Source organism: Streptomyces sp. NPDC002265, assembly GCF_040296125.1.
Taxonomy (GTDB): domain Bacteria; phylum Actinomycetota; class Actinomycetes; order Streptomycetales; family Streptomycetaceae; genus Streptomyces.
On sequence record NZ_JBEOWS010000047.1, the window covers coordinates 1 to 24,296 of the forward strand.

Annotated in this window: 17 protein-coding genes; 11 read left to right on the top strand and 6 right to left on the bottom strand. The window is 73.5% G+C overall.

Going from position 1 to position 24,296, the window contains the following annotated elements; translation table 11 throughout:
* Positions 1–98: 98 nt before the first annotated feature.
* Together ABT085_RS11515 and ABT085_RS11520 are read left to right on the top strand one after the other, a co-directional pair.
* Positions 99–1,265 (top strand): glycosyltransferase, encoded by a 1,167-nt coding sequence (locus ABT085_RS11515; protein ID WP_351604762.1) that lies wholly within the window; start codon positions 99–101, stop codon positions 1,263–1,265.
* Entirely contained in the window at positions 1,262–2,113 is an 852-nt protein-coding gene (locus tag ABT085_RS11520) for an SGNH/GDSL hydrolase family protein (RefSeq protein WP_351604765.1), read from the top strand. The genes ABT085_RS11515 and ABT085_RS11520 overlap by 4 nt, the downstream gene beginning before the upstream one ends.
* 76 nt (positions 2,114–2,189) lie before the next feature.
* Here ABT085_RS11520 and ABT085_RS11525 read toward each other — a convergent pair whose 3' ends face one another.
* From ABT085_RS11525 to ABT085_RS11545, 5 genes are read right to left on the bottom strand one after another with little or no spacing between them, the layout of a single operon-like run.
* Positions 2,190–3,083 (bottom strand): 5-oxoprolinase subunit C family protein, encoded by an 894-nt coding sequence (locus tag ABT085_RS11525; protein ID WP_351604768.1) that lies wholly within the window; start codon positions 3,081–3,083, stop codon positions 2,190–2,192.
* The gene (locus tag ABT085_RS11530; protein WP_351604770.1) at positions 3,080–3,697 is read right to left on the bottom strand and encodes a 5-oxoprolinase subunit B family protein; all 618 of its coding nucleotides are present in this window, start codon (positions 3,695–3,697) and stop codon (positions 3,080–3,082) included. The genes ABT085_RS11525 and ABT085_RS11530 overlap by 4 nt, the downstream gene beginning before the upstream one ends.
* Positions 3,694–4,452, bottom strand: coding sequence for a LamB/YcsF family protein (locus tag ABT085_RS11535; protein ID WP_351604773.1), 759 nt, complete (start codon positions 4,450–4,452; stop codon positions 3,694–3,696). The genes ABT085_RS11530 and ABT085_RS11535 overlap by 4 nt, the downstream gene beginning before the upstream one ends.
* Positions 4,453–4,472: 20 nt before the next feature.
* Positions 4,473–5,318: a putative hydro-lyase gene (locus ABT085_RS11540; protein WP_351604775.1), complete on the bottom strand. Its 846-nt coding sequence runs from the start codon at positions 5,316–5,318 to the stop codon at positions 4,473–4,475.
* Positions 5,315–6,634, bottom strand: a complete 1,320-nt coding sequence (locus ABT085_RS11545; protein WP_351604778.1) for an MFS transporter — start codon at positions 6,632–6,634, stop codon at positions 5,315–5,317. The genes ABT085_RS11540 and ABT085_RS11545 overlap by 4 nt, the downstream gene beginning before the upstream one ends.
* 231 nt (positions 6,635–6,865) lie before the next feature.
* On the opposite strand from ABT085_RS11545, the gene ABT085_RS11550 reads away from it, so the two are divergent.
* The 4 genes from ABT085_RS11550 (at position 6,866) to ABT085_RS11565 (ending at position 15,167) form a co-directional block, all read left to right on the top strand.
* Positions 6,866–7,585 carry a GntR family transcriptional regulator gene (locus ABT085_RS11550; RefSeq protein ID WP_351604780.1) on the top strand — a complete coding sequence of 240 codons (720 nt, stop codon included), beginning with the start codon at positions 6,866–6,868 and terminating at the stop codon, positions 7,583–7,585.
* Positions 7,586–7,945: 360 nt separating this feature from the next.
* A complete protein-coding gene (locus ABT085_RS11555; protein ID WP_351604783.1) occupies positions 7,946–9,472 on the top strand; it encodes a hypothetical protein in 1,527 nt (508 codons plus the stop codon).
* A 52-nt stretch (positions 9,473–9,524) separates the two neighbouring features.
* A complete protein-coding gene (locus ABT085_RS11560) occupies positions 9,525–10,403 on the top strand; it encodes a hypothetical protein (protein ID WP_351604786.1) in 879 nt (292 codons plus the stop codon).
* Positions 10,404–10,550: 147 nt separating this feature from the next.
* A complete protein-coding gene (locus ABT085_RS11565) occupies positions 10,551–15,167 on the top strand; it encodes a hypothetical protein (protein ID WP_351604789.1) in 4,617 nt (1,538 codons plus the stop codon).
* A gap of 99 nt (positions 15,168–15,266) precedes the next feature.
* On the opposite strand, the gene ABT085_RS11570 is transcribed toward ABT085_RS11565, so the two are convergent.
* Entirely contained in the window at positions 15,267–15,824 is a 558-nt protein-coding gene (locus ABT085_RS11570; protein WP_351604835.1) for a hypothetical protein, read from the bottom strand.
* Between the two features lie 420 nt (positions 15,825–16,244).
* Here ABT085_RS11570 and ABT085_RS11575 point away from each other — a divergent pair, with 420 nt between their 5' ends.
* The 5 genes from ABT085_RS11575 to ABT085_RS11595 are packed head-to-tail and all read left to right on the top strand — an operon-like array spanning position 16,245 to position 24,254.
* Positions 16,245–19,172, top strand: coding sequence for a nitrate- and nitrite sensing domain-containing protein (locus ABT085_RS11575; RefSeq protein ID WP_351604792.1), 2,928 nt, complete (start codon positions 16,245–16,247; stop codon positions 19,170–19,172).
* Positions 19,169–19,603: a roadblock/LC7 domain-containing protein gene (locus ABT085_RS11580; protein ID WP_351604795.1), complete on the top strand. Its 435-nt coding sequence runs from the start codon at positions 19,169–19,171 to the stop codon at positions 19,601–19,603. The genes ABT085_RS11575 and ABT085_RS11580 overlap by 4 nt, the downstream gene beginning before the upstream one ends.
* A 9-nt stretch (positions 19,604–19,612) precedes the next feature.
* Positions 19,613–20,008, top strand: coding sequence for a DUF742 domain-containing protein (locus ABT085_RS11585; RefSeq protein ID WP_351604798.1), 396 nt, complete (start codon positions 19,613–19,615; stop codon positions 20,006–20,008).
* 24 nt (positions 20,009–20,032) lie between these two features.
* Positions 20,033–23,668 carry a hydantoinase B/oxoprolinase family protein gene (locus ABT085_RS11590; protein WP_351604801.1) on the top strand — a complete coding sequence of 1,212 codons (3,636 nt, stop codon included), beginning with the start codon at positions 20,033–20,035 and terminating at the stop codon, positions 23,666–23,668.
* Positions 23,649–24,254, top strand: a complete 606-nt coding sequence (locus tag ABT085_RS11595; RefSeq protein ID WP_351604807.1) for a GTP-binding protein — start codon at positions 23,649–23,651, stop codon at positions 24,252–24,254. The genes ABT085_RS11590 and ABT085_RS11595 overlap by 20 nt, the downstream gene beginning before the upstream one ends.
* Positions 24,255–24,296: the final 42 nt, after the last annotated feature.

Consider the following 24,296-nt stretch of genomic DNA (forward strand, 5'->3'; position numbering starts at 1 on the left):
GAGCCATCAAGGGCAGCAAGCATGAAAACCATCCCTGCCCCACTCGCGCGACCCCAGAGTCGCGAACTCCTGGGACGCACTCAAGAAGGTAGGGCTGCATGAGCGGGTTGCGCATCGTCAGGCTCGCCAACTTCGTCGCCCCCGCCTCCGGCGGGCTGCGCACCGCGCTGCGCGAGCTGGGCAAGGGCTTCAAGGCCGCAGGACACGAGCCGGTCCTGATCGTGCCCGGCGAGCGGCACACGGACAGCGAGACCGAGCAGGGCCGGGTGATCACCCTGCCCGGCCCGCTGCTGCCCGGCACCGGCGGCTACCGCGTCCTCACCGACAAGCGGCGCGTGGCCCGGCTCCTGGAGGAACTCGGCCCCGACCGGCTGGAGGTGTCCGACCGTACGACCCTGCGGTGGACCGGCCGGTGGGCGCGGCGCGCCCGGGTCCCCGCCGTGATGGTCTCCCACGAGACCGCCGACGGGGTGCTGCGCACCTGGGGCCTGTCGGAGCGGGCGGCGCGCCGCACCGCCGACGCCCTCAACGTGCGGACGGCGCACACCTACGCGCGCGTGGTGTGCACCACCGAGTTCGCCGAGCGGGAGTTCGTCCGCATCGGCGCCCGCAACGTCGTACGGGCTCCGCTCGGTGTCGACCTGGTGCAGCGGCATCCCTCGCTGCGCGACCCGGCCGTGCGCGACCTGCACGCGCGCGAGGACGAGACACTGCTGGTCATGTGCTCCCGGCTGTCCGTGGAGAAGCGCCCCGGCACGGCGCTGGACGCTCTGGAGGTGCTGCTGCGGCGCGGCCGGAAGACGGTGTTGGTGGTCGCGGGCGACGGGCCCCTGCGGCCCCGCCTGGAGCAGCGCGCCAAGGAGCGGGGACTGCCGGTCACCTTCCTCGGACACGTCGCCGACCGCTCACTGCTCGGCGCGCTCCAGGCCTCCGCCGACGTGTCGCTGGCACCCGGCCCCGCCGAGACCTTCGGGCTCGCCGCGCTAGAGGCGATGGCGTGCGGCACCCCGGTGGTGGCGAGCGCGTCCTCCGCGCTGCCCGAGGTGATCGGGGCGGCCGGCGCCACCGCGGCCGACAGCGGGGACGCCTTCGCGGACGCCGTCGAGACCCTCCTGTCCCGGTCCGAGGCCGAGCGGCGTGAAGTGGCACGCGCGCGTGCGGAGTGCTTCGGCTGGGACACGGCGGTCGCGGCGTTCCTGGCCGCACACGACGCTCACGTGCCGTCGGTCCGGACGCGTCCTGCCGTGCCGGAGGGCGCCGCATGAGACCCGTCCGCTTCGTGGCCCTCGGCGACTCGCTGACCGAGGGCGTGGGCGACCCGGTGGACGGCACCGAGTGGCGCGGCTGGGCCGCGCTGCTCGCCGCCGGACTCGCCGCCGGGCCCGTGGAGTTCACCAACCTCGCGGTCAGCGGGGCGCAGACGCGCGACGTGCTGGAACGGCAGACGCAGGACGCGATCCTGCTGGAGCCGGACGTGGTGTCCGTCGTGATCGGCGTCAACGACACGCTGCGCTGCACCTTCGACATCCATGCCGTCGCCGAACGGCTCGACAAGGTGTACGCGGCGTTCACCGCGCGGCGTGCGGTCCTGCTCACGGCCTGCCTGCCCGACCCGGGGTCGATGCTCCGGCTCCCCGGAGCCCTGGCCCGGCCGCTCGCCCGGCGCCAGCGCGCGGTCAACGCGGTGGTGCACGCGCTGTCCGAGCGCTACGGAGTGGTGCATCTGCACGCCTCCGGGGAGGAGTGGCTCACCGACCGCGCCATGTGGAGCTCGGACCGGCTGCATCCCGGCGAGCGCGGGCACCGGCAGCTGGCCGTGCGCTTCCACGACCTGCTGGCGCAGGCGGGCGTCGCGAAGGGAGCGGCGCCCTCGCCCGAGCCCGAGTTCCCCGCGCCGACCAGGTCGGCGAGCCTGCTGTGGCTGGCCACCGCAGGCACCGCCTGGGTGATGCGGCGGTGCACCGACCTGCTGCCGCAGCTGCTCACCCTGGCCGCCGACGAGATGCGCCACCGGGCACGCGGCACCAGCGCCCGGCTCGACCTGCGGGCCTCGGCGGCCGTCTCCACGGCACTCGCCGCGCTGTCGTCGGTCGATCAGGCCGACGTGGCGTAGGGCCGGTCCGGTTATCCCCGCGGTCCGGCCGCTCCCGTCGTCCACCACCCAAGGGCGGCGGGGCGGACGGGAGCGGTCAGACGGGCCCCGGGCGCCCGGAGGAGCGCCGGCGCACGGCCACGAAGCGGACCGGGACCCCGGGCAGCGCCTGCGCGGCCGCCGGGAGGTCGGCGGCCCGTACGACCCCGATCACCGGGTAGCCCCCGGTGGTCGGGTGGTCCGCCAGGAAGACCACGGGACGCCCGTCCGGGGGCACCTGGACCGCGCCCAGGACCATGCCCTCGCTGGGCAGTTCACCGGGGCGGGCCCGTTCCAGGGCGGGCCCTTCCGTGCGCAGGCCGATGCGGTTGCTCGCCGCCGACACCCGGTAGGTGCCGGTGGTGAAGGCCCGTACGGCCCGCGGTGTGAACCAGTCGTCGCGCGGGCCGAGCGTCACCCGCAGGACGAGTTCCGCCGGCGGCCTCGGCTGCGGAGCGCTGTCCACGCGCGCGTACCGGCCGGCGGCCCGGCCCACCGGCAGCACCGAGTCGTCCGTGAGCGGCGGCGGGCCGAGCCCCGAGAGCAGGTCCGTGGAGCGGCTGCCGAGGACCGGCTCGACGGCGATGCCGCCGCAGACGCCCACATAACTGCGCACGCCGTGCACGGCGGCTCCCACGTCGAGGAGAGCCCCGGCCGGCACCCGTACCGGTGCCCCCCAGGCGACCGGCCGCCCGTCCACCGTGACCGGGCAGGGCGCGCCGCCCACCGCCACGGTGACCGCCGAACGCGGGCGCAGCGCACAGCCGTTCAGGGTGGTCTCCAGGACGGCCGCCTCCGGCGGGTTGCCGACCAGCCGGTTGACGAGCGCCGCCGCGGGTCCGTCCAGCGCCCCCGAACGGGGCACACCGAGGTGGGCGTACCCGGGACGCCCCTGATCCTGCACGGTCGTCAGCGCCCCGGCCCGTACGACGGCGAGCGCGCGGTCCGTCATGCGCCCCCCACCGCGACGAAGCGCACCCGGGTACCCGGCGACAGCAGCGCGGCAGGCACCCGCGCGGGATCCCACAGCCGCGTGTCCGTACGGCCGATCAGCTGCCAGCCGCCGGGCGACGACCGCGGGTACACCCCCGTGTACGGGCCCGCCAGCGCCACCGACCCGGCCGGCACGGCCGTACGCGGCGTGGCCCGCCGAGGAACCTCGCGGCCCGGCGGCAGACCGGTGAGATAGCCGAAGCCGGGGGCGAAGCCGCAGAACGCGACACGGAATTCGGCGGCCGCGTGGACCCGCGCCACCTCGCACGCCCCGACACCCCAGTGCGCGGCGACTTCCGCGAGGTCGGGGCCGTCGTAGCGCACCGGGATGTCGACCACCTCCGCGGCGCGCGGGACCGTGGCGGGCACTTCGGCGCGGGCCAGTTCGCGGGCCAGCCCGTCCGGGTCCGCGACCCCGTCGAGGAGGACCGTACGGGCCGCCGGGACGATCTCGCGGACGACGAGCAGGCCCTGTGCCCGCCTGCGCACCAGCTCGGCGTGCAGGGCCTGGGCCTCCTCGCCCGAGGAGACCTCGACGAGCAGCGAGTCCTCACCCACGGGCAGCGCCCTCATACGAACGCCTCCACCCGCACGCCCGACTCCTCCAGCCGCCGCCGGACCTGCCGGGCCAGCTCCACCGCACCGGGCGTGTCGCCGTGCAGGCACAGGGACCGCGCCCGTACCTCGATACGCGCCCCCGAGTGGGCGGTGACCGTACCGGAGCGGGCCAGCCCCACCGAGCGCGCCACGACCGCCGCCGCGTCGGTGACCACCGCGCCGTCCCGGTCGCGCGGCACGAGGGTGCCCTCCTCGGTGTACGCGCGGTCCGCGAAGGCCTCCGCGACGGCCGGCAGCCCGGCCTCCGCGGCCACTTCCAGCAGGCGCGAACCGGGCAGTCCCAGCACCGGCAGCGCAGCGTCGGCCAGGCGCACGCCGTCCACGACGGCGTGCGCCTGCTCCTCGTCGTGCACCACGCGGTTGTACAGCGCGCCGTGCGGTTTGACGTACGCCACGCGCGCGCCGGCCGCGCGGGCGAACACCTCCAGGGCACCGATCTGGTACGCCACCTCGGCGGTCAGCTCGGCGGCCGGGACGTCCATCGCACGCCGCCCGAATCCGGCCAGGTCCTGGTAGGAGACCTGGGCACCGATGGCCACCCCGCGTTCGGCCGCCTGCGCGCACACCCGTCGCATGGTGGCCGCGTCCCCGGCGTGGAAGCCGCACGCCACATTGGCGCTGGTGACGACGGACAGCAGCTGTTCGTCGTCGGTCAGCCGCCAGCGGCCGAAGCCCTCGCCGAGGTCGGCGTTCAGGTCGATGGAGGTCATGGATGTCACGTCTCTCCTGCTCAGGCCACGCGGTACTGCTCGTCGCGGGCATCGGTGAGGAACATCTGTCCCGGTGCGTGCGTCAGCGCGAACGGCGGCCGCGAGGCCACCACCGCGGCCTGCGCCGTCACCCCGCAGGCCCAGAACACCGGGATGTCGTCCGGTTCGGCGTCCACCGGGTCGCCGAAGTCGGGCCGGGCCAGGTCGGCGACGCCGAGACCGGACGGATCGCCGCAGTGCACCGGAGCGCCGTGCACCGCCGGAAGCAGACTGCTCTCCCGGATCGCGGCCGCCAGGTGCTGCGGCGGGACCTGGCGCAGGGACACCACCAGCGGGCCGTGCAGCCGGCCCGCCGGCCGGCACCGGCGGTTCGTCACGTACATCGGTACGTTGCGGCCCTGCTCGATGTGCCGGAGCGGGACGCCCACCCCGGACAGCGCCCACTCGAACGTGAAGCTGCATCCGATCAGGAACGACACCAGGTCGTCGCGCCAGTACGCGCGGACGTCCGTCGGCTCGTCCACCAGCTCGCCGTCCCGCCACACCCGGTAGCGCGGCAGGTCGGTGCGCAGATCGGCGCCGTCCGCGAGGACGGTGGTCCATGAGCCGGCGTCCGTGACGTCCAGGACGGGGCAGGGCTTGGGGTTGCGCTGGCAGAACAGCAGCATGTCGTACGCCCAGTCGGCGGGGACCGAGATCAGGTTGACCTGGGTGTGGCCGGCCGCGACCCCGGCCGTCGGACCGGACAGGCCGTCACGGAACCGGGTCCGGGCGGCTCTCGGGCTCCACGCGTGCGCGTGCTCGTCGGCGAGGAGCAGCGGGCGATCCGTGGTGCCGGGCGAGGTGCGGTCCTGCGTACCGTTCACAGCAGTTCCTTCCCGCGCGTCTCCGGTAGTCCCAGCAGCGCGAGTGCCGCGATGCCGTAGCCGATCGCGCCGAAGACGAGTGCGCCGCCCACACCCCAGCTGTCGGCGAGGAAGCCGACCGTGGTGGGGAAGGCGGCGCCCACGGCGCGGCCGGTGTTGTACGTGAAGCCCTGGCCCGTGCCCCGCACGGCCGTCGGGTACAACTCGCTCAGGTACGAGCCGAAGCCGCTGAAGATCGCCGACATGCAGAAACCGAGCGGGAATCCGAGCACCAGGAGCAGTGTGTCGGCGCCGTCCGGGATGTGGGCGTACGCCAGGATGCACACCGCCGACAGGAGGGCGAAGAGCCAGATGTTGGGCCTGCGGCCCAGCCGGTCGGTGAGATGACCGCCGGTGAGGTAGCCGGTGAAGGCGCCCGAGATCAGGAAGGTCAGATAGCCGCCGGTGCCGACGACCGACAGACCGCGCTCCGTCTTCAGATACGTCGGAACCCAGGTGGCGAGGGTGTAGTAGCCGCCCTGGACGCCGGTGGAGAGCAGGCCGGCGAAGACCGTCGTACGCAGCAGTCCCGGAGAGTCGGCCGTGCCCCGCCGGAAGATCGCGGCGAACGATCCCCGCCGCGGGTTGCCCTGCCGTACCGCGGCCGCCTCGGGCGCGTCCTGCACCCGGCGGCGCAGCCACACCACCAGCAGTGCGGGCAGGGCGCCGGTCCAGAACATCACGCGCCAGGCCAGGTCGTCGCCGAGGAACGAGAAGACCAGGGTGTACACGACCGCGGCGAGCGCCCAGCCCACGGCCCACGCGCTCTGGACCGCGCCGAGCGTACGGCCGCGGTGCCGGGCACTCGCGTACTCGGCCACCAGGATCGCGCCGACCGCCCACTCGCCGCCGAAGCCGAGGCCCTGGAGGGCCCGGAAGACCAGCAGGGTCCCGTAGTCGGGCGCGAAGCCGCAGGCGACGGTGAACACGGCGTAGGTGAGCACTGTGACCATCAGCGCCCGCACCCGGCCGACCCGGTCGGCGAGGACACCGGCGAGGGCGCCGCCGACGGCGGAGACGACGAGGGTGACGGTGGTGAGCAGACCGGTCCGGCCGCTGTCCAGGCCGAAGTGGGCGGCCAGCGCGACCATGGTCAGCGGGAGGGCGAAGTAGTCGTAGGAGTCCAGCGCATAGCCGCCGAAGGCGCCGGCGAAGGCGCGGCGGCCGCGTGGACCGAGGGCGCGCAGCCAGCCCGACGCGTCGTCGCCGACGGCGTGTTCACCGGTGGTGGTGGGGTGGCCGGCGGCCAGGGCCTCAGGTGGAGGGGTCGTGCTCATGGGCACCTCACAGAGGGATGACGGAGGGGTGCTGGGGTGAGCCGTGCCGTGCCGTGTCATGCCGTGCGTTGTCGTGCCGTGCTGTGTCGTGCGATGCCGTGCGGGGTCGTGGCGAGCCGCGCCGGGCGGCGCCGAGCGTTCTCGTGCCGTGCGGAGCACCGTAGAGGATTGTTCAACGATCCCTCAATACCCCTGTTGTTTCGTCCTGGTGTCTGCGGTTCAATTCCGGGCATGGCAGAGCAGCTGACGGGACTGGCCGACGACCGCGCGCTCCTGGGGCGCACCAGCACCGCCGAACGCGTCTCCGACATCCTGAGAAGCCGCATCGCCGACGGCTACTTCCCGCCGGGGACCCGGCTGTCGGAGGACAGCATCGGCGGGGCGCTCGGGGTCTCGCGCAACACGCTGCGCGAGGCGTTCCGGCTGCTCACCCATGAACGTCTGCTCGTCCACGAGCTCAACCGGGGCGTCTTCGTCCGGGTCCTGACCGTCGAGGACGTCGAGGACATCTACCGCACCCGGATCCTCGTGGAGTGCGCCGTCGTGCGCGGTCTGGGGGAGCCGCCGTACGCGGTGGAGGGTCTGGCCGCGGCGGTCGCCGAGGGACGGTCGGCGGTCGCCGAGAACGACTGGAAAGCAGTGGGTACGGCCAACATCCACTTCCACCGGGAACTCGTCACCCTGGCCGGCAGCGAGCGCACCGACGAACTGATGCGCAGTGTCTTCGCCGAGCTGCGGCTGGCCTTCCACGTCGTGGACGACCCCCGGCGGCTGCACGAGCCCTACCTCGCCCGCAACCGGCAGATCCTCCGGGCGCTGGAGGACGGGGACAGGGGCGAGGCCGAAAAGCTGCTGGAGGTCTATCTCGCGGATTCGCTGGAGCGGGTCGTGGAGGTGTACCGGCGAAGGGTCGGGCAGGGCGAGCAGGAGGCGGCCACCGCGGCCGAGTGAGCCGGCGGTGCGTGGCGGGCGCGATGGGAGCCGGGCGCGGTGCGAACCGGGGGGTACGCCGCCGGGCTGTCGCTCCGGCGACCGGCGGCCGGGGGGTGGGGGAGACCGCCGTGGGGCGCGTGTGAGAGGGGCCACGGCGGGGCGCGTGTGAGGGAGACCACCGCGGGGCGGGTGTGGGGGACTCCCGGCGGGCCGCCGTCGGGGCCGTGCGGGCGGACCGGACCAGGGGCCGGCGCGGACGCGGTCGCCGTCGGAGCCGGTGGTGGAGGAGGCGGCGCCGGTGTGGTGTGACAAGCGTGACGCCGGGACCCATCTGCGTCGTTTGGGTCGTTGTCAGATGGAGGACCTAGTCTGTGCACCGTGACTTCGCCTGCATCGCCGGACAGCGTTCCGCCCCAGTTCAGCGCGGCGCCGCGGCCTGCACCGGGTCCGGCCGCCGACGAGGGACTGGCGCGGCGGCTGCGCGCGCTCGCCTGCACGGCGCCGATCCACGACCTCGACGCCCGCAAGGCCAACCTCGCGGGCGCGTACTCGGTGTACGGCATGGCGGAGATCGCCCTCGCCGCGATCGACCTCGTCACACTGAACATGGACTTCGACACGGGCGCCGACCACGACCAGATAGTGGCCAGGCTCGTCCCGCGCATCACCGCCCAGGCCCCGCAGCGCTCCGCCGCCGAGCACGAGCGGGTGGCCCGCTGGGTCCTGGAGAACCTGATCAACGTCGGCAGCGTCGACCGCGGCTTCCGGGCCGTGTACGGCACGTTCGCCACCGACGGCAGCTATGTGCGCCGCGACTACGACTTCAAGCTGATCGAGGAGGTCCCCGGCCCCGGCGGCAGCGTCTACCTGCGCACGACGGACGAGGCGGTCAACGTCCTGGTGGGCGCCCTCGACACCGATGTCACCAGCGCCCAGATCGCCGCCGAGGTCAAGCTGGAGGTGCTCATCAGCCGCGGCCGGCTGGCCGACGCCCAGCTCGCCGCCGAGCAGGCCCGCTACCGCACCGTGCAGTACTCGGAGACCCTGCGCCGGGCGCTGGACGCGACCCGGCGCAACGTCCGGGCCGTGGACTGGCTCAACTCCGTGCCCGACATGATCGCCGAAGCCCTCGACCACGTGGCCGACCGCTACCGCCACGAGAACGCGATCCTCACCAACATCCGCAAGGCCCGCGACGAGTCCGAGGACCCCGGGCAGAAGCGGCGCGCCGCCGAGCTCGTCGACATCGTGAAGGACTGCATCCGCCGCCACACGCAGTTGCAGTCGCGCCTGCTGGAGGCCGGGCCGCTGTTCCGTGCGGAGCAGGACCGGCAGGCCTTCGCCACCCCGATGTCGACGTCCGGGATCGACCTGTACGGACATCTGGTCGCCCCGGTGCTGCCGCTGCCGGTCGAGCAGGCGGTCCGGGTCACCGACGCGTTCTTCGCCCGCGGGACGGGTCTGCGCACGCCTGTGTCGGTGCGGGTCGCGGATCTCGTCGACATCCTGCTGACACCCCCGGTGGAGCGCGAGCACCTCGGCGCGGAGATGCCCGAGCCCGACCTCATCGCCACGCCGGACGACAGCCGGTTCAGCGAGGCGCAGCTGGCGGCGGCGATGGAACTGCTCGACCTGCCGGCGGACGCCCCGCGGCGGCTGTCGGGGCTGCTCGCCGACGCCCGGCGACGCGACGCGGAACTGCCCTATCTGGTGGCTCTGCTGGCCGTCCACGCGGCCAGCCCGGCGGTGGGCACGGCCTACCGCCAGGGCGAGGAGAAGTTGCTGTTCGCCGTGGACGACGGGACCGAGCTGGACGACCCGGAGTTCGGCGGTGCCGCCCTGATCGTCGGCACCGCGCTCCTGGACGCCGCCGGGATGGCGGCGGACCGGACGGAGGCGGCATGAGCCGGCCCGAGAACCGAACGAACGACCGCCGACGCAACAAGGAGTCCCGACCGTGAGCGAGTACGTCGAGTGGAGTGAGCCGGACGCCGGTCCCGTTCCGGCGACCGCCGCCGTCACCCCCGCCGACGCCGCCGACGCGGCGCGCCTCGTCGCCTTCGGGCTCCAGCCCAAGGTGCAGCCCGCGCGCGACCAGGAGTACGCCGATCTGCTGCGCCGCTACCGGGAGGACCCGCCGTTCGCACGGCTCGCCGACGCCGTGGCGGCCGGCCTCGGGCTCGTGGTGCTGGAGGTCTCGTCACGGGCGGGGATGGCCGTGACCGCGGCCGAGGACTCGGTGTTCGCCGTCCGCATGGGCGACTACGCGCGCCGCACGTCCGCGGATTCCGGTGACCGCTTCCTGCACGGCCTGGCCCACCTAGCGGTCGCCGCGCTGGCGTTCCCGCGGCCGGAGGACCTCGCCGACGACGGGTACATCGGCCGGGTGAGCGTCAACGGCGTCGACGCGTTCGTCCGCCAGGCCTGCCGCAGGCTGGAGGAGCGCGCGGACGAACAGGGCCACAACAGCGACCCTGCGACCGACGCCCCCGGTCTGGAGGCCGCCTGGCGGATCTGGGCCAGACGCAGCGCGACCGGTGCCACCAAGGACGCGCGCCGCCTCGCCGGCTCCACGACCGGCATCGTCGGCAAGGCGGTCGCCTTCCTCACCGACTCCGGCTTCCTCCAGCGCACCGGCGACGACGGCGGCGGCACCTACCGCACCACGGCCCGCTACCAGCTCCAGGTGCGGGACATGGCGGGTGGCGCGGCCCTGGCCGAGCTCATCGAACTGGGCGTCGTCCCGGTCACCGACGGCACGCCGACCCTGCTGCCCGCCGAGGACACGGACGACCTGGAACTGGTCGCCGACGCGGGCCTGCCGTTCCACTCCTGAGGCGCCCACAGCGCCCACAGCGCGCCGGAAGTCCCCGGAGGACCCGAGTCCTCGAAGGGCCCGAAGCGCGCCGGAAGCCGCTGGACCGCCGCAGGCTTCCGCCCCCGCTCTGCCGACCGATCTGCCGAAGACTTACGAGAGTCCGCCATGTACGAGCTGTCCCGGGTCCGTCTCTACTCCATCGGGCCCGCCGGTGCGCGTTACGCCGACACCGTGCTTGACCTGCGAGGTGTGGGCGACGTCGTGCCCGACCCCGCACCCACCCAGGCGGAGTTCTTCGAGGAGGAGCCCGTCGGCCCGCCGCGCCGGCCCGCGCCCGCGGGCGTGCTCTTCCTGGAGAACGGCGGCGGCAAGTCGGTCCTGCTCAAGCTGATCTTCTCCGTGATGCTGCCCGGTCACCGCAACACGCTCGGCGGCGCCAGCTCCGGCGTGCTGCGCAAGTTCCTGCTCGCCGACGACTGCGGGCACGTGGCACTGGAATGGCAGCACGTGCTGACCGGCGAGTGCGTGGTCGTCGGCAAGGTCAGCGAATGGCGCGGCCGCCAGGTCTCCAACGACCCGCGGAAGTTCGCCGAGGCCTGGTACTCCTTTCGGCCGGGTCCCGGGCTGAGCCTGGACAACCTGCCGGTCGCCGAGGCCACCGCGGTACGGCCGCCCGTCGAGGGCCAGTCCGGCGCGCAGGGCCGGCGCCGCACCATGAAGGGCTTCCGGGACGCCATCACCGACGCGGGCAAGGCCTACCCGCACCTGGAGGTGCACTGGGAGGAGATCCACGACCGCTGGATCGAGCACCTCGGCGACCTCGGCCTCGACCCCGAACTCTTCCGCTACCAGCGTGAGATGAACGCCGACGAGGGCGAGGCCGCCGGCCTGTTCGCGGTCAAGAAGGACTCCGACTTCACCGACCTGCTGCTGCGGGCCGTCACCGACACCCGTGACACCGACGGACTCGCCGACCTGGTCAGCGGCTTCGGCAACAAGCTGGGGCGACGCGCCGAACTGATCGCCGAACGCGACTTCACCGCCGGGTCGGTGGACCTGCTCGGCCGGATCGTGGAGGCCACCGAGGCACGCGCACGGGCGCGTGACATCCACACGGCGGCCGAGCGCCGCACCCGTACGCTGGCGCGCCGGCTGTCCACCCGCGCGGTGCGCGAGCGCACGCGTGCCACCGACCTCGCCCAGCGGGTCACGGCCGCCGCCTACGCCGTCACCCACGCCGAGGGAGCGCGTGAGCGCAGCGCCCTCGTCGCCGCCGAACTCGCCTACCGGCACGCCTCGCTGGCCCTGGCCGCGGCCGAGAAGTCGGCCGCCGCGCAGAAGCGTGAGCTCGCCGAGGCGCGCACCCTGCACGCCGCCTGGCAGGCCGCCGAGGCCGTGCTGCGCCACCGGGCCGCCACCGACCGGGTCACCCGGGTGTCCGCCGCGATCCAGGAGGCCGAGCGCGACGCCGCACCCGCGCTCGCCGCCCGGACCAAGGCCGCCGTCGACCTCGTACGAGCCCTGCACCTGGCCGCGGAGAACGCCGAGACCCTCGCCAACGAGGAGGAGGAGCGGTCCGCGGCGCTCCAGGAGGCCGGCGACTCGGCCCACCGGGACTCCACGTCCGCCGCGACCGAGTCCCAGCGCGCCCGCAGCGAGATCGGACACCTGCGCCAGCGCCTGGCCGAGGTGGAACAGGAGACCGCCGAGGCGGTGCGCGCGGGCTGGCTCGACGACAGCGCGCCCGACGCCGACCCCGCCCGCGCGGCCCTCGCCGCGAGCGACGCCGAACAGACGGCCGTCGCGGCCTGGGACACCGCACGTGAGGCGTCCCGCCGGGCGAGCGAGCACGCCCGGGAGGCGGCGTCCGCGGAGTCCCGCGCCGAACTGACCGCGGCCCGCGCGGCGGACGCCGCGACGGCGGCCGAGCGCTCCCGCGAGGCCGAACTGCGCCTCGCCGAGGCACTTGCCGCCGAGGAGCGGCTGGCCGAACTGCTGGGACTGACCCACGGCGACGCGCAGCCGGGCGGCCCGCGGACCCGGCAGGACACCGGCCAGGACGCCCCGGACGGCGCCCTTGCGCCCGCGGAGCTGGACCGCTTCGCCGACGAACTGCGCGAACTCCTCGCCGAAGCCGTCTCCGCCGCGGAACGGCAGCTCTTCGAGCTGCGCACCGCGGCCGCCGACGACGCGCGCATCCTCGGCGCGCTCGGCGACGGGGGACTGCTGCCGCCCGGCCCGGACGTACTGGCCACCGTGGAGTTCCTCGGCGAACACGGCATTCCCGCGCTGCCCGGCTGGCGTTACCTCGCCCAGGCCGTCGACCCCGCCGACCACGCGCGCGTGCTGGCCGCCCGCCCCGAACTCGTCGACGGTGTGATCATCACCGATCCGGACTCGCACGTACGGGCCCGGGAAGCCCTCGGCAACGCGGCGCTGCTGCCTCGGTCGACCGTGGCGGTCGGCACCGCGGCCGCCCTCCTCGCGCCCACCCCGGCCGCGGAGTCGCAGGACAGCGGCGTCTTCCTCGTACCGCCGAACCCGGCCATGCACGACGAGCACGCCGCCGACGAGGAGCGGCAGGCCCTGCGGGCGCGGGCCGCGGAGCGCGACGAGGAGATCCGCGGCCTTGCCGCACGCCTCGGCAAGGACCGCGAACTGGCCGCCAGGCTCGCCTCGTGGCGCACGGGCTGCCCGGCCGGCCGGCTCGCGCAGCTGGACCAGCTCGCCCAGGAGGCGGGCGCGTTCGCCGAGGAGGCCGAGGCCGAGCTGGGCGAGGCGCGGACCGTGCGGGCCGAGGCCGAGGAGACCGCCGCCGAGGCCACACGGGTGCGCGACGAACGACAGGAGAGCGCGCAGCGCGCCCGGCGGGCCGCGGACGCCCTGGCCGGGCTCGCCTTCCGGCTGCGCGAGCGCGCCGGCTGGCAGGTGAAACTGCGTGAACTGGCCGACGACGCGACCGAGTCGGAAGCCCGCGCCCAGACCTGCCTGGAGCGGGCCCGGGCCGCGGACGAGGACCGCCGCGCCGCCCAGCGCGCCGCCGACGACAGCCGTCGCACCGCCCGCGCGCTGCGCGCCGAGCGGGCCGAGATCGCCGGCGCCCCCGACGACGTGCCGCAGGACGACCCGCACGCGTCCCAGGCGTCCCTGCCCGCCCTGCGCGAGGCCTACCGGGCCGCCTCCCAGGTCTACGAGAAGGTCGGCGTCGGCGCCGACCTGCGTGCCGAGCAGGCCCGCGCGGAGAGCGACGAGAGCGCGGCACGGACCGAACTGGACCGGCTGAGCAACAAGGTCCGTACCCGCGCCGAACAGCTGCTCCAGTCGCCGGACGGCTCCGACGGACCGTCCCGGCAGGCCGCCGCCGCACGGGCCGAGGAGCTGGTGCAGCTCCTGGAGACCCGGATGTCGCACGCGAGCGAGCAGCTCGGGCGGCTGCGCGGCGAGGCCGAGCGGCACGCCCCGGAGGACGGCGAGGCGCACACCGAGCTGCCCGAGGAGCTCCAGCCGCGCGACGCCGACCACGCGCAGGCGCTGCGGCGCACCGCCGGCACCGAACTGGCCGCCCGCACCGAGGCGTTGGCCGAGGCTCGCGGGGCGCACTCCGAGCTGCTGGATGCGCACCGGGCCGCCGAGGACGCCGTCGGCGGTTTCGAGGAGACCGCCGCGATGCTCCGCGACCTGCTGCGCGAGCACGCGTCCGAGGAGGAGCAGGAGGAGGTGGAGCCCTACCCCGGCACTCTGGAGGAGGCCCGGCAGTCGGCCGCCGAGTCCCGCCGTTCGCTGCGCGGCTGCGCCGCCGACCTGTCCACCGCGGAGGCGTCCGTGCGCGAAGCCGGCGACATCCTGGTCCGGCACGCCAACTCCACCCGCTACGAACAGGTCCGCACCCCGGCCCGCCAGCAGATCCGCGAACTGCCCGCCGCGGCGCTGCCCGAGCACGCCCAGAAGTGGGCCGACGCCTTCGCGCCCCGGCTGCGCGTCCTCACCGACGAACTGGCGCAGCTGGAGCGGAACCGGGACTCGATCGTGGACCGGCTGCGGGGACTGGTGGAGTCGTCCCTCGCCACCCTGCGCTCGGCCCAGCGTCTGTCCCGGCTGCCCGAGGGGCTCGGGGAGTGGTCCGGACAGGAGTTCCTGCGCATCCGGTTCGAGGAACCCGACCAGGCCACGCTGACCGAACGCCTCGGTGAGGTCGTCGACGAGGCGACCCGGGCCGCGGTGAAGAAGAACTCCGATCTACGGCGTGACGGGATGTCCCTGCTGCTGCGCGGGGTCGGCGCGGCCCTCCAGCCCAGGGGCATCGCGGTCGAGATCCTCAAGCCCGATGCCGTCCTGCGCGCAGAGCGTGTGCCCGTCGGCCAGATGGGCGACGTGTTCTCCGGCGGCCAGCTGCTCACCGCGGCTATCGCCCTGTACTGCACGATGGCCGCCCTGCGCTCCAACGACCGGGGCCGGGACAAGCACCGGCACGCCGGCACCCTGTTCCTCGACAACCCCATCGGCCGCGCCAACGCCACCTATCTGCTGGAGCTCCAGCGGGCGGTGTCCGACGCGCTCGGCGTCCAGCTCCTCTACACCACCGGCCTGTTCGACACCACGGCGCTGGCGGAGTTCCCGCTGGTCATCCGGCTGCGCAACGACGCCGACCTGCGCGCCGGCCTGAAGTACATCAGCGTGGAGGAGCACCTGCGGCCGGGTCTGCCCCAGCAGGCCCCCGCCGGAGAAAGCGAGTCGGTGCACAGCGAGATCACGGCGACCCGGATGTTCAAGCGGCCCGCGTAGCCGTGGCCCGGACGGGCCGTGGCACAGCCGCGGACCGCGCTGTGGCTCGTGGGGAGAGCCGGGGGGTTCTCCCCACGAGCGGGGCCGGGGCGGAACCGGTCAGGAGTGCGACAGCCGTCCGGTGCTGTCGGCCCTGCCTATGCGCTTCTTCGCCCGCTCGTCGGCCCGTGCCTGATGCCGGGCCCGGCGGCGCTCGCGGCGCAGCGCCCGGGCGGTGCTGCTCGGGACCGACACCACGCCGTTGCGCTGGTTCCAGACCTGGCGCGTGATCCAGACGTCGAGTGCGCCCCAGGTGGCCAGCACGGTGCCGGTCACGCTGCCGATCACCATCGGGAACGCCAGCCACGAGCCCGCCAGGGTGCACAGGACAGCCGTCATCGCCAGGATCAGCGTCACCGCGATGAACAGCACCGCGCGTACGGCCGCGTTGCGCACCGGGTCCGGCATCCGGCGCCGGCGGGCGGGTTCCTCGACCCACAACGGCCGGTGCTGCGGCCGGTCCTGGACCGTCTCCCGCACCGCGTCCCGGGCCGGCTGCGGTGCCGGTTCGTGTCCATCCGCCGGAATGTCGTGATCCGGTGCCTCGCGCCGCCGAGGCACCGTCCTGTGCGCCACCGCGCCGTACTCCGGCGCGTCATGCCGCTCCGCCGTGCCCATCACCGTGTCACTCCCCACCGCCAGCAGACCCCTCGCCCGGTCCGAAGACCCCGACTCCCCAGTGGCTGCCCGGCTTGCGCTGTTTTACGCCGCCCGGGTGCGAGTTGCGGCTCCTGTGGCCGATTCCGCCCCCGATTCCCGTAGAAAAAGACGAACGAAGTCCCCCGAAGATTCCCAATGAACGAAAAATTCTGGCCAACTACCCGTACGGGAACGCGGGATCGGCCTCGTCGGCTGCTGCCGGTTTGGGGGAGGCAATCTCCCGCAATGACAGGACAACTCGCCATGTCTTGACGCTGGTTCGGAATTTCTGCTTCCGGATGGCCCTTCGAGTTACTCGTGCGTCAGTAGTAGGCTCGCGCCGTTTGTTGACGCACAGGTGTACCCCCCTTCCCTGTGGGGGTCGAGCTGGGGGAGGCCATGCGCTTTCGCGGGAAGTCGATCCGCCGGAAGATCGTGGCGCTGCTGCTCGTGCCGCTGGTGTCCCTGACCGCCGTCTGGGGCTTCGCCACGGTACTCATGGGCCGCGAGGTGAACCGGCTGTTCAACGTGTCGTCGGTGGCGGACAGGATTGGCTACCCCGTCGAGGACACGGCTCGCGCCATCCAGCAGGAACGCCGCCAGACCCTGGTCTACCTCGCCGACCCGCGCGCTGCCGACGCCCTCGCCGCGCTCCGCCGTACCCGTCGGGCGACGAACGAGGTCATCGCCAGGATCCGCGGCAACTCCGGCAGCGCCGACGTCCGTGATGTGCTGGACCAGGACGACACCGAGGCCCTCACCGCCGTCCTGGACGCCCTCGACGGCATCGGCTCGCTGCGCCGCAGCGTCGAGGACGGCACCGTCTCCCGCGCCCAGGCACTCGACCTCTACAACCGTCTGATCGACCCCTGCTACGCCCTGCTGGCCACCATCGACGTGGTCGACAGCGTGGACATGGACAAGCAGTACCGGGCCCTCGTCAACGTCGCGCGAGCGCGCGAACTGCTCTCCCAGGAGGACGCCCTGCTCGGCTCCGCCCTGGTCGTGGGCCGGGTCACGCGCGAAGAGGTCCACCACCTGTCGAACATCGAGGCACAGCGGGCCGCGGTGTACGACATCAGCCTCCCGCAGCTGCCGACCGCCGAACGCGACCGCTACGAGCGCTTCTGGAAGAACGCCACCACCGCCCCGCTGCGCACGGCCGAACAGTCCGTCCTGGCCACCCGGCCGGACGGCATGCCCCGTGGCGTGACCGCCGAGAACTGGGACGTCGCGGCGGGCAACGTGCTCGACGAACTCGCCCACCTCGACGACCAGGCGAACGACCGCTTCCAGGACCGGGTCCGTCCCATCGCGATGGGCGTCATCGTCCAGTCGGCCGTCGTCGGCGTGCTCGGCCTGATCGCCCTGCTGCTCTCGCTCTTCCTGTCCGTGCGCATCGGCCGCAGCCTCATCCGCGACCTGCGCCAACTGCGCCTGGAGGCCCACGAGGCGTCCGGTGTGCGGCTGCCCAGCGTGATGCGCCGGCTGTCCGCGGGCGAGCAGGTCGACGTGGAGACCGAGATGCCGCGTCTGGAGTACGACAGGAACGAGATCGGCGAGGTCGGCCAGGCGCTCAACACCCTGCAACGGGCCGCCGTCGAAGCCGCCGTCAAACAGTCCCAGCTGCGCGCCGGAGTCTCCGAGGTGTTCGTCAACCTCGCGCGCCGCAGCCAGGTCCTGCTCCACAAGCAGCTCACCCTGCTCGACACCATGGAACGCCGGACCGACGACACTGAGGAACTCGCCGACCTCTTCCGCCTCGACCACCTCACGACCCGTATGCGGCGGCACGCCGAGGGCCTGGTGATCCTCTCCGGCGCGGCCCCCTCGCGGCAGTGGCGCAAACCCATCCAGCTCATGGACATCGTGCGCGCCGCCGTCGCCGAGGTCGAGGACTACGAGCGCATCGAGGTGCGCCGACTGCCCCGCACGGCCATCACCGGCCCGGCGGTCGCCGACCTCACCCACCTCGTCGCCGAACTCCTCGAGAACGCCACGGTGTTCTCGCCGCCGCACACCGCCGTCCAGGTGCTGGGCGAACGGGTCGCCAACGGATTCACCCTGGAGATCCACGACCGCGGCCTCGGCATGACCGCGGAAGCACTGCTGGACGCCAACCTCCGGCTCGCCGAGACCCCCGAGTTCGAGCTGTCCGACACCGACCGGCTGGGTCTGTTCGTGGTGAGCCGGCTCGCCCAGCGGCAGAACGTCCGCGTCTCCCTCCAGCCGTCCCCGTACGGCGGCACCACAGCCGTCGTCTTCATCCCGGACGTCCTGCTGACGGACGACGTCCCGGACACCAACGGCATCGGATTCCGCCTCGACCGGCCCCGGCCCTCGCCCGAGGGATCTCCCGCCGAGAGCCGGCGCACCACACTCTCCCCGACGCCCGTGCCACTGCCCGGTCTGCCCGCCTCGCTCCTGGACGGGCCCGTCGAACTGGAAGGCCCCCTCGGCCTCGAAGGCCTCGACGGCTTCCCGGGCGTACTCGACAGCGAGGACGGCGAGGAGGACGAAGCAGGCGGGCTGTTCCGCCCGCGCCGCTCGGTCGTCCCCGCCCCGGACGGGACGAGCAGGGCCGAGGGAACGAGCACGGCGGCCGGGCCGAGCAACCCTGGCGGCGAGCGCAACCGCAGATACACCGACCCTCAGCGCCCGGCGGACCGCATCGACCCCGGAGAGCATCCGGGCGCCTCGCTGCCGCTGCCCCGCCGCAGCTCCCCCAAGCTGGTCAGCTCCCACGGCCGTCCCGTGACCGAGCAGCGCTCCCGGCGCCGCGAGCCCGACGAGGAACCGTCCACGGTGCCGGGCCCGCGCGGCCTGGGCACGGACAACCCGGCCACGGGCGGCCCGGCACCCCTGCCGACCCGCCGCCGCGGGGCCACCGCGCCCCTGAGCCGGGCCCGGGGCGCCGCCGGCCTCGGCGACGGACTCCCCGATTCCAGTGACCCCCGGGCCACCGGGCCGGACGAGACGCCGTCCGCCCCGGCACTTCCCACCCGCACCCGGCGCCGCACGGACCCGCCGAGCGGCCCGGACGCCACCGAACGCCCCCTGCCCACCCCGGATCACGAGACAGCCCCCGGCACCGGTCCACTGCCCCGCCGGGTGCGGCAGGCCAGCCTGGCACCGCAACTCAAGCAGGATCCCGCGCGGCGCGCGCAGGACAGCACGGAGCTCGCGGAACGCGACGCCGACGAGGTGCGCAGCCGCATGGCCTCACTCCAACGCGGCTGGCAACGCGGCCGCCAGGAGAACGCCGAGAGCGAAGACTCCCACAGCGACACGGCATCACAAGGAACGACAGAGGGGGACGGTCGATGACCGCACCGAAGGCAACCGACCACACCACGAACGGCAAGGGCGAGCTGAACTGGCTCCTCGACGAACTGGTGGACCGCGTCGCGAGCATTCGCAAGGCCGTCGTGCTCTCCGGAGACGGTCTCGCCATCGGGGTCTCCAAGGACCTGACCCGGGAGGACAGCGAGCACCTCGCCGCAGTCGCGTCCGGATTCCACAGCCTCGCCAAGGGCGTGGGCCGGCACTTCGACGCGGGCAACGTCCGCCAGACGGTCGTCGAGCTCGAGGAGGCCTTCCTGTTCGTGACGGCCGCCGGCGACGGCAGCTGCCTCGCCGTGCTCGCGGACGCCGACTCGGACGTGGGCCAGGTCGCCTACGAGATGACGCTCCTGGTCAAGAGAGTCGGCGCACATCTGGGTGCCTCCCCGCGTACCGACCTGCCCTCGGGCGGGTAGTGAGATGGCATGAGCACAGACGGTCAGCGCAGAAGCCACTGGTTCGACGACGACGCCGGACCGGTCGTCCGTCCGTACGCCATGACGCGCGGCCGCACCACGGGTGCGGCTCAGCACCGCCTCGACCTGATCGCGGTGGTCGTCACCGAACCCCACGGAGACGACCCCGAAGGCGACCACAGCCTCTCCCCGGAACACGTGGACATCGTCGAGCTGTGCCGCGACACCCCGCAGTCGGTCGTCGAACTCGCCGCCGAGCTCGATCTGCCCATCGGAGTGGTCCGGGTCCTCGTCGGTGACCTCGTGACCGGGGAATTCGTCCATGTGAACCGGCCCGTACCGCCTGCCGAACTGCCGGACGAGAGTATTCTGCGCGACGTGATCGACGGCCTCCGGGCGCTGTGAGCAGCGCGGAAGCGAGGTGAATACGTGACAGGCTGGCAGTTCTGGGTGGACCGGGGCGGTACCTTCACCGACATCGTCGCGCGGCGCCCCGACGGCCGGCTGCTGACGCACAAGCTGCTGTCGGACAGCCCCTCGCGCTACGCCGACGCGGCGGTCGCGGGGGTGCGCGCGCTCCTCGACGACTCCCGGGACCCCGTGGCGGCCGTCCGGATGGGTACGACCGTCGCCACCAACGCGCTCCTGGAACGCAAGGGCGAACGCACCCTGCTCGTCATCACCCGCGGCTTCCGCGACGCCCTGCGCATCGCCTACCAGAACCGGCCCCGCATCTTCGCCCGCCGCATCGAACTGCCCGAGCTGCTCTACGAGCGGGTCGTCGAGGTCGACGAGCGCATCGCCGCCGACGGCACCGTCCTGCGCGCCCCGGACCCGGACGCTCTCGAGGGTCCCCTCCAGGAGGCCTACGACGACGGCATCCGGGCCGTCGCCGTGGTCTGCATGCACAGCCACCTCCACCCCGGACACGAACACGCCGTCCGCGAGGTGGCCGCCCGCATCGGCTTCCCGCAGATCTCGCTGTCCAGCGAGGTCAGCCCGCTGATGAAGCTGGTCCCGCGCGGCGACACCACCGTCGTCGACGCCTACCTGTCGCCGGTGCTGCGCCGCTACGTCGAGCACGTAGCCGGCGAACTCGAAGGCGTACGGCTGATGTTCATGCAGTCCAACGGAGGACTCGCCGAAGCGCACCAGTTCCGCGGCAAGGACGCCATCCTCTCCGGCCCCGCCGGCGGCATCGTCGGCATGGCCCGCATGTCGCAGCTCGCCGGCTTCGACCGCGTCATCGGCTTCGACATGGGCGGCACCTCCACCGACGTCTCGCATTTCGCGGGGGAGTACGAACGCGTCTTCACCACACAGCTCGCCGGGGTGCGGCTGCGCGCGCCGATGCTGGACATCGACACGGTCGCGGCCGGGGGCGGCTCGATCCTCCACTTCGACGGCTCGCGCTACCGCGTGGGCCCGGACTCGGCGGGCGCCGACCCCGGCCCGGCCTGCTACCGCGGCGGTGGTCCGCTCGCCGTCACCGACGCCAACGTCATGCTCGGCCGCATCCAACCCGCCCACTTCCCCCGCGTGTTCGGGCCCGACGGCGACCAGCCCCTCGACGACGCCCTCGTCCGCCGCCGCTTCGCCACCCTGGCACGCGAGATCCACGAGCGGACCGGCGACGACCGCAGCCCCGAGCAGGTCGCCGAGGGCTACCTGCGGATCGCCGTGGCCAACATCGCCAACGCGGTGAAGCGGATCTCCGTCCAGAAGGGCCACGACGTCACCCGCTACACCCTCACCACCTTCGGCGGCGCGGGCGGCCAGCACGCCTGCAAGGTCGCCGACTCGCTCGGCATCCGCACGGTCCTCGTACCCCCCATGGCCGGTGTCCTGTCCGCACTCGGCATCGGCCTCGCCGACACCACGGCCATGCGCGAGCAGTCCGTCGAGGCACCGCTGGAGCCGTCCGCCATGCCCGGGATCCACAAGACGGCCGCCGACCTGGAGGCCGCGGGCCGCGCCGAACTCCGGGCCGAGGACGTCCCCGAGGACCGCATCCGGGTCACCCGCCGTGCCCAGCTGCGCTACGACGGCACCGACACCACCCTCACCGTCGAGCTGACCGAGCCCGACACCATGAGACACGCCTTCGAAGACCGTCATCGCGCCACGTACTCCTTCACCCTGGACCGCCCGATCGTCGTCGAAGCCCTCTCCGTCGAAGCCACCGGCCTCACCGACCCCCCCGATCTGTCCGCCCTCGCCCCGTACGAAGGCCGCTCCCGCGCGCCGGAGACCGTCCGCCTCCACACCGGCGGCGTCTGGCGCGACGTACCCCTGCATCACCGCGAGGGCCTGCCCCCCGGCGAGACCGTCACCGGCCCCGCGATCATCGCCGAGGCCGGCGCCACGACCGTCGTCGACGACGGCTGGCGGGCCGCGACGACCCACGACGGGCATCTGGTCATGGAACGCGCGACGGTCACGCAGAGTTCCGATCTCGACACGAAAGTCGACCCGGTTCTGCTCGAGGTCTTCAACAACCTCTTCATGTCGATCGCCGAACAGATGGGCGCCCGGCTGGAGTCCACGGCCCAGTCCGTCAACATCAAGGAGCGTCTCGACTTCTCCTGCGCCCTGTTCGACCCGGACGGGAACCTGGTGGCCAACGCCCCGCACATCCCCGTCCACCTGGGCTCGATGGGCACCAGCGTCAAGGAGGTCGTCCGGCGTCGCCGCGACACCATGCGGCCGGGCGACACCTACGCCGTCAACGACCCCTACCACGGCGGCACCCACCTTCCGGACGTCACCGTGATCACCCCGGTCTTCGGCACCGGTCCGACCGACGGCACGGAGAGTGAGCGGATCCTGTTCCACGTCGCCTCCCGCGGCCATCACGCCGAGATCGGCGGCATCGCCCCGGGCTCCATGCCCGCCGACAGCCGCACGATCGAGCAGGAGGGCGTCCTCTTCGACAACTGGCTGCTCGCCGAAGGGGGCCGGTTCCGGGAGGCGGAGACCCTCCGCCTGCTCACCGGCGCCCCGCACCCCTCACGCAACCCGAGGACCAACCTCGCCGACCTCCGTGCCCAGATCGCGGCCAACCAGCGGGGCGTGGAGGAAGTCGGCCGCATGATCGAGGACTTCGGGCTCGACGTCGTCCAGGCCTACATGAGGCACGTACAGGACAACGCCGAGGAAGCGGTGCGCCGGGTGATCGACACCCTGGACGACGGCGAGTGCGCCTACGAGACCGACTCGGGTGCCGTCATCCGGGTACGCGTGCGCGTGGACCGCGAAAACCGCCGGGCGACCGTCGACTTCACCGGCACCTCGGCCCAGCTCGCCACCAACTTCAACGCACCGTTCTCCGTGGTCAACGCGGCCGTCCTGTACGTCTTCCGCACCCTTGTCGACGACGACATCCCGCTCAACGACGGCTGTCTGCGCCCGCTCGACATCGTCGTGCCGGCGGGCTCCATGCTCGCCCCGCGGCCGCCGGCCGCCGTCGTCGCGGGCAACGTGGAGACGTCCCAGGCGATCACCGGAGCCCTCTACGCGGCGCTCGGGGTGCAGGCGGAGGGCTCCGGCACCATGAACAACGTCACCTTCGGCAACGACCGCCACCAGTACTACGAGACGATCGCCTCCGGATCCGGCGCGGGGGACGGCTTCCCCGGCGCCTGCGTCGTCCAGACCCATATGACCAACTCGCGGCTGACGGATCCCGAGGTCCTGGAGTGGCGGCTGCCGGTCCGGCTGGAGGAGTTCGCCGTCCGGCCCGGCAGCGGCGGCGCCGGACGCTGGCCCGGCGGGGACGGAGCCGTCCGCCGAATCCGGTTCGGTGAACCCATGACCGTCTCCACCCTGTCCCAGCACCGCAGAGTGCCGCCGTACGGCATGGCCGGCGGTGCGCCCGGCGCCCTGGGCGCCAACCGGGTGGAACGTGCGGACGGCACCGTCGTCCGGCTCCGCGGCAGCGACTCCGCGGACGTCCGCCCCGGCGACGTGCTCGTCGTAGAAACCCCCGGCGGCGGAGGCTACGGCCCGCCGTCGGCCGACCCCCACACAGCAGGAGAAGAGATCGATGATCCTCGGGCGTTCTGAGCGCGGCAAGCACCTGATCGAGCCCGTCACGCTCAAGATCCTGGTGGCCGGCGGCTTCGGCGTGGGCAAGACCACGCTGGTCGGCGCGGTCAGCGAGATCAAGCCGCTGCGTACCGAGGAACTGCTCACCGAGGCCGGGCGCCCGGTCGACGACCTCAGCGGCATCGAGGGCAAACACACCACCACCGTCGCCATGGACTTCGGACGCATCACGCTGCGCGAGGACCTGGTCCTGTACCTGTTCGGCACACCGGGCCAGGAGCGCTTCTGGTTCATGTGGGACGAGCTCTCCGAGGGCGCGCTCGGCGCCGTCGTCCTCGCCGACACCCGGCGCCTGGAGGACTGCTTCGCCGCCATCGACTACTTCGAGCGGCGCTCCATACCCTTCCTCGTCGGCGTCAACTGCTTCGAGGGGGCCGCGCGCTACCCGGCCGGAGCCATCCGCAAGGCCCTCGACCTCGACGAGGACGTGCCGCTCCTGCTGTGCGACGCCCGCGACCGGGAGTCGGTCAAGGACGTCCTCGTCGGCGTCGTCGAGCACGCGATGACCCATGCGGCGGACCGCCGCCGCGCCGTCACCACCTGACCGCACGGCCGAAGCCGCGCGGTCCGCTCCGAACGACAGGCC

Bases quoted from the DNA above. Each gene is read 5' to 3' on its own strand.
- ABT085_RS11515 (WP_351604762.1), top strand. From the start codon at position 99: ATGAGCGGGTTGCGCATCGTCAGGCTCGCCAACTTCGTCGCCCCCGCC.
- ABT085_RS11520 (WP_351604765.1), top strand. From the start codon at position 1,262: ATGAGACCCGTCCGCTTCGTGGCCCTCGGCGACTCGCTGACCGAGGGC.
- ABT085_RS11525 (WP_351604768.1), bottom strand. From the start codon at position 3,083: ATGACGGACCGCGCGCTCGCCGTCGTACGGGCCGGGGCGCTGACGACC.
- ABT085_RS11530 (WP_351604770.1), bottom strand. From the start codon at position 3,697: ATGAGGGCGCTGCCCGTGGGTGAGGACTCGCTGCTCGTCGAGGTCTCC.
- ABT085_RS11535 (WP_351604773.1), bottom strand. From the start codon at position 4,452: ATGACCTCCATCGACCTGAACGCCGACCTCGGCGAGGGCTTCGGCCGC.
- ABT085_RS11545 (WP_351604778.1), bottom strand. From the start codon at position 6,634: ATGAGCACGACCCCTCCACCTGAGGCCCTGGCCGCCGGCCACCCCACC.
- ABT085_RS11550 (WP_351604780.1), top strand. From the start codon at position 6,866: ATGGCAGAGCAGCTGACGGGACTGGCCGACGACCGCGCGCTCCTGGGG.
- ABT085_RS11565 (WP_351604789.1), top strand. From the start codon at position 10,551: ATGTACGAGCTGTCCCGGGTCCGTCTCTACTCCATCGGGCCCGCCGGT.
- ABT085_RS11570 (WP_351604835.1), bottom strand. From the start codon at position 15,824: ATGGGCACGGCGGAGCGGCATGACGCGCCGGAGTACGGCGCGGTGGCG.
- ABT085_RS11575 (WP_351604792.1), top strand. From the start codon at position 16,245: ATGCGCTTTCGCGGGAAGTCGATCCGCCGGAAGATCGTGGCGCTGCTG.
- ABT085_RS11580 (WP_351604795.1), top strand. From the start codon at position 19,169: ATGACCGCACCGAAGGCAACCGACCACACCACGAACGGCAAGGGCGAG.
- ABT085_RS11585 (WP_351604798.1), top strand. From the start codon at position 19,613: ATGAGCACAGACGGTCAGCGCAGAAGCCACTGGTTCGACGACGACGCC.
- ABT085_RS11595 (WP_351604807.1), top strand. From the start codon at position 23,649: ATGATCCTCGGGCGTTCTGAGCGCGGCAAGCACCTGATCGAGCCCGTC.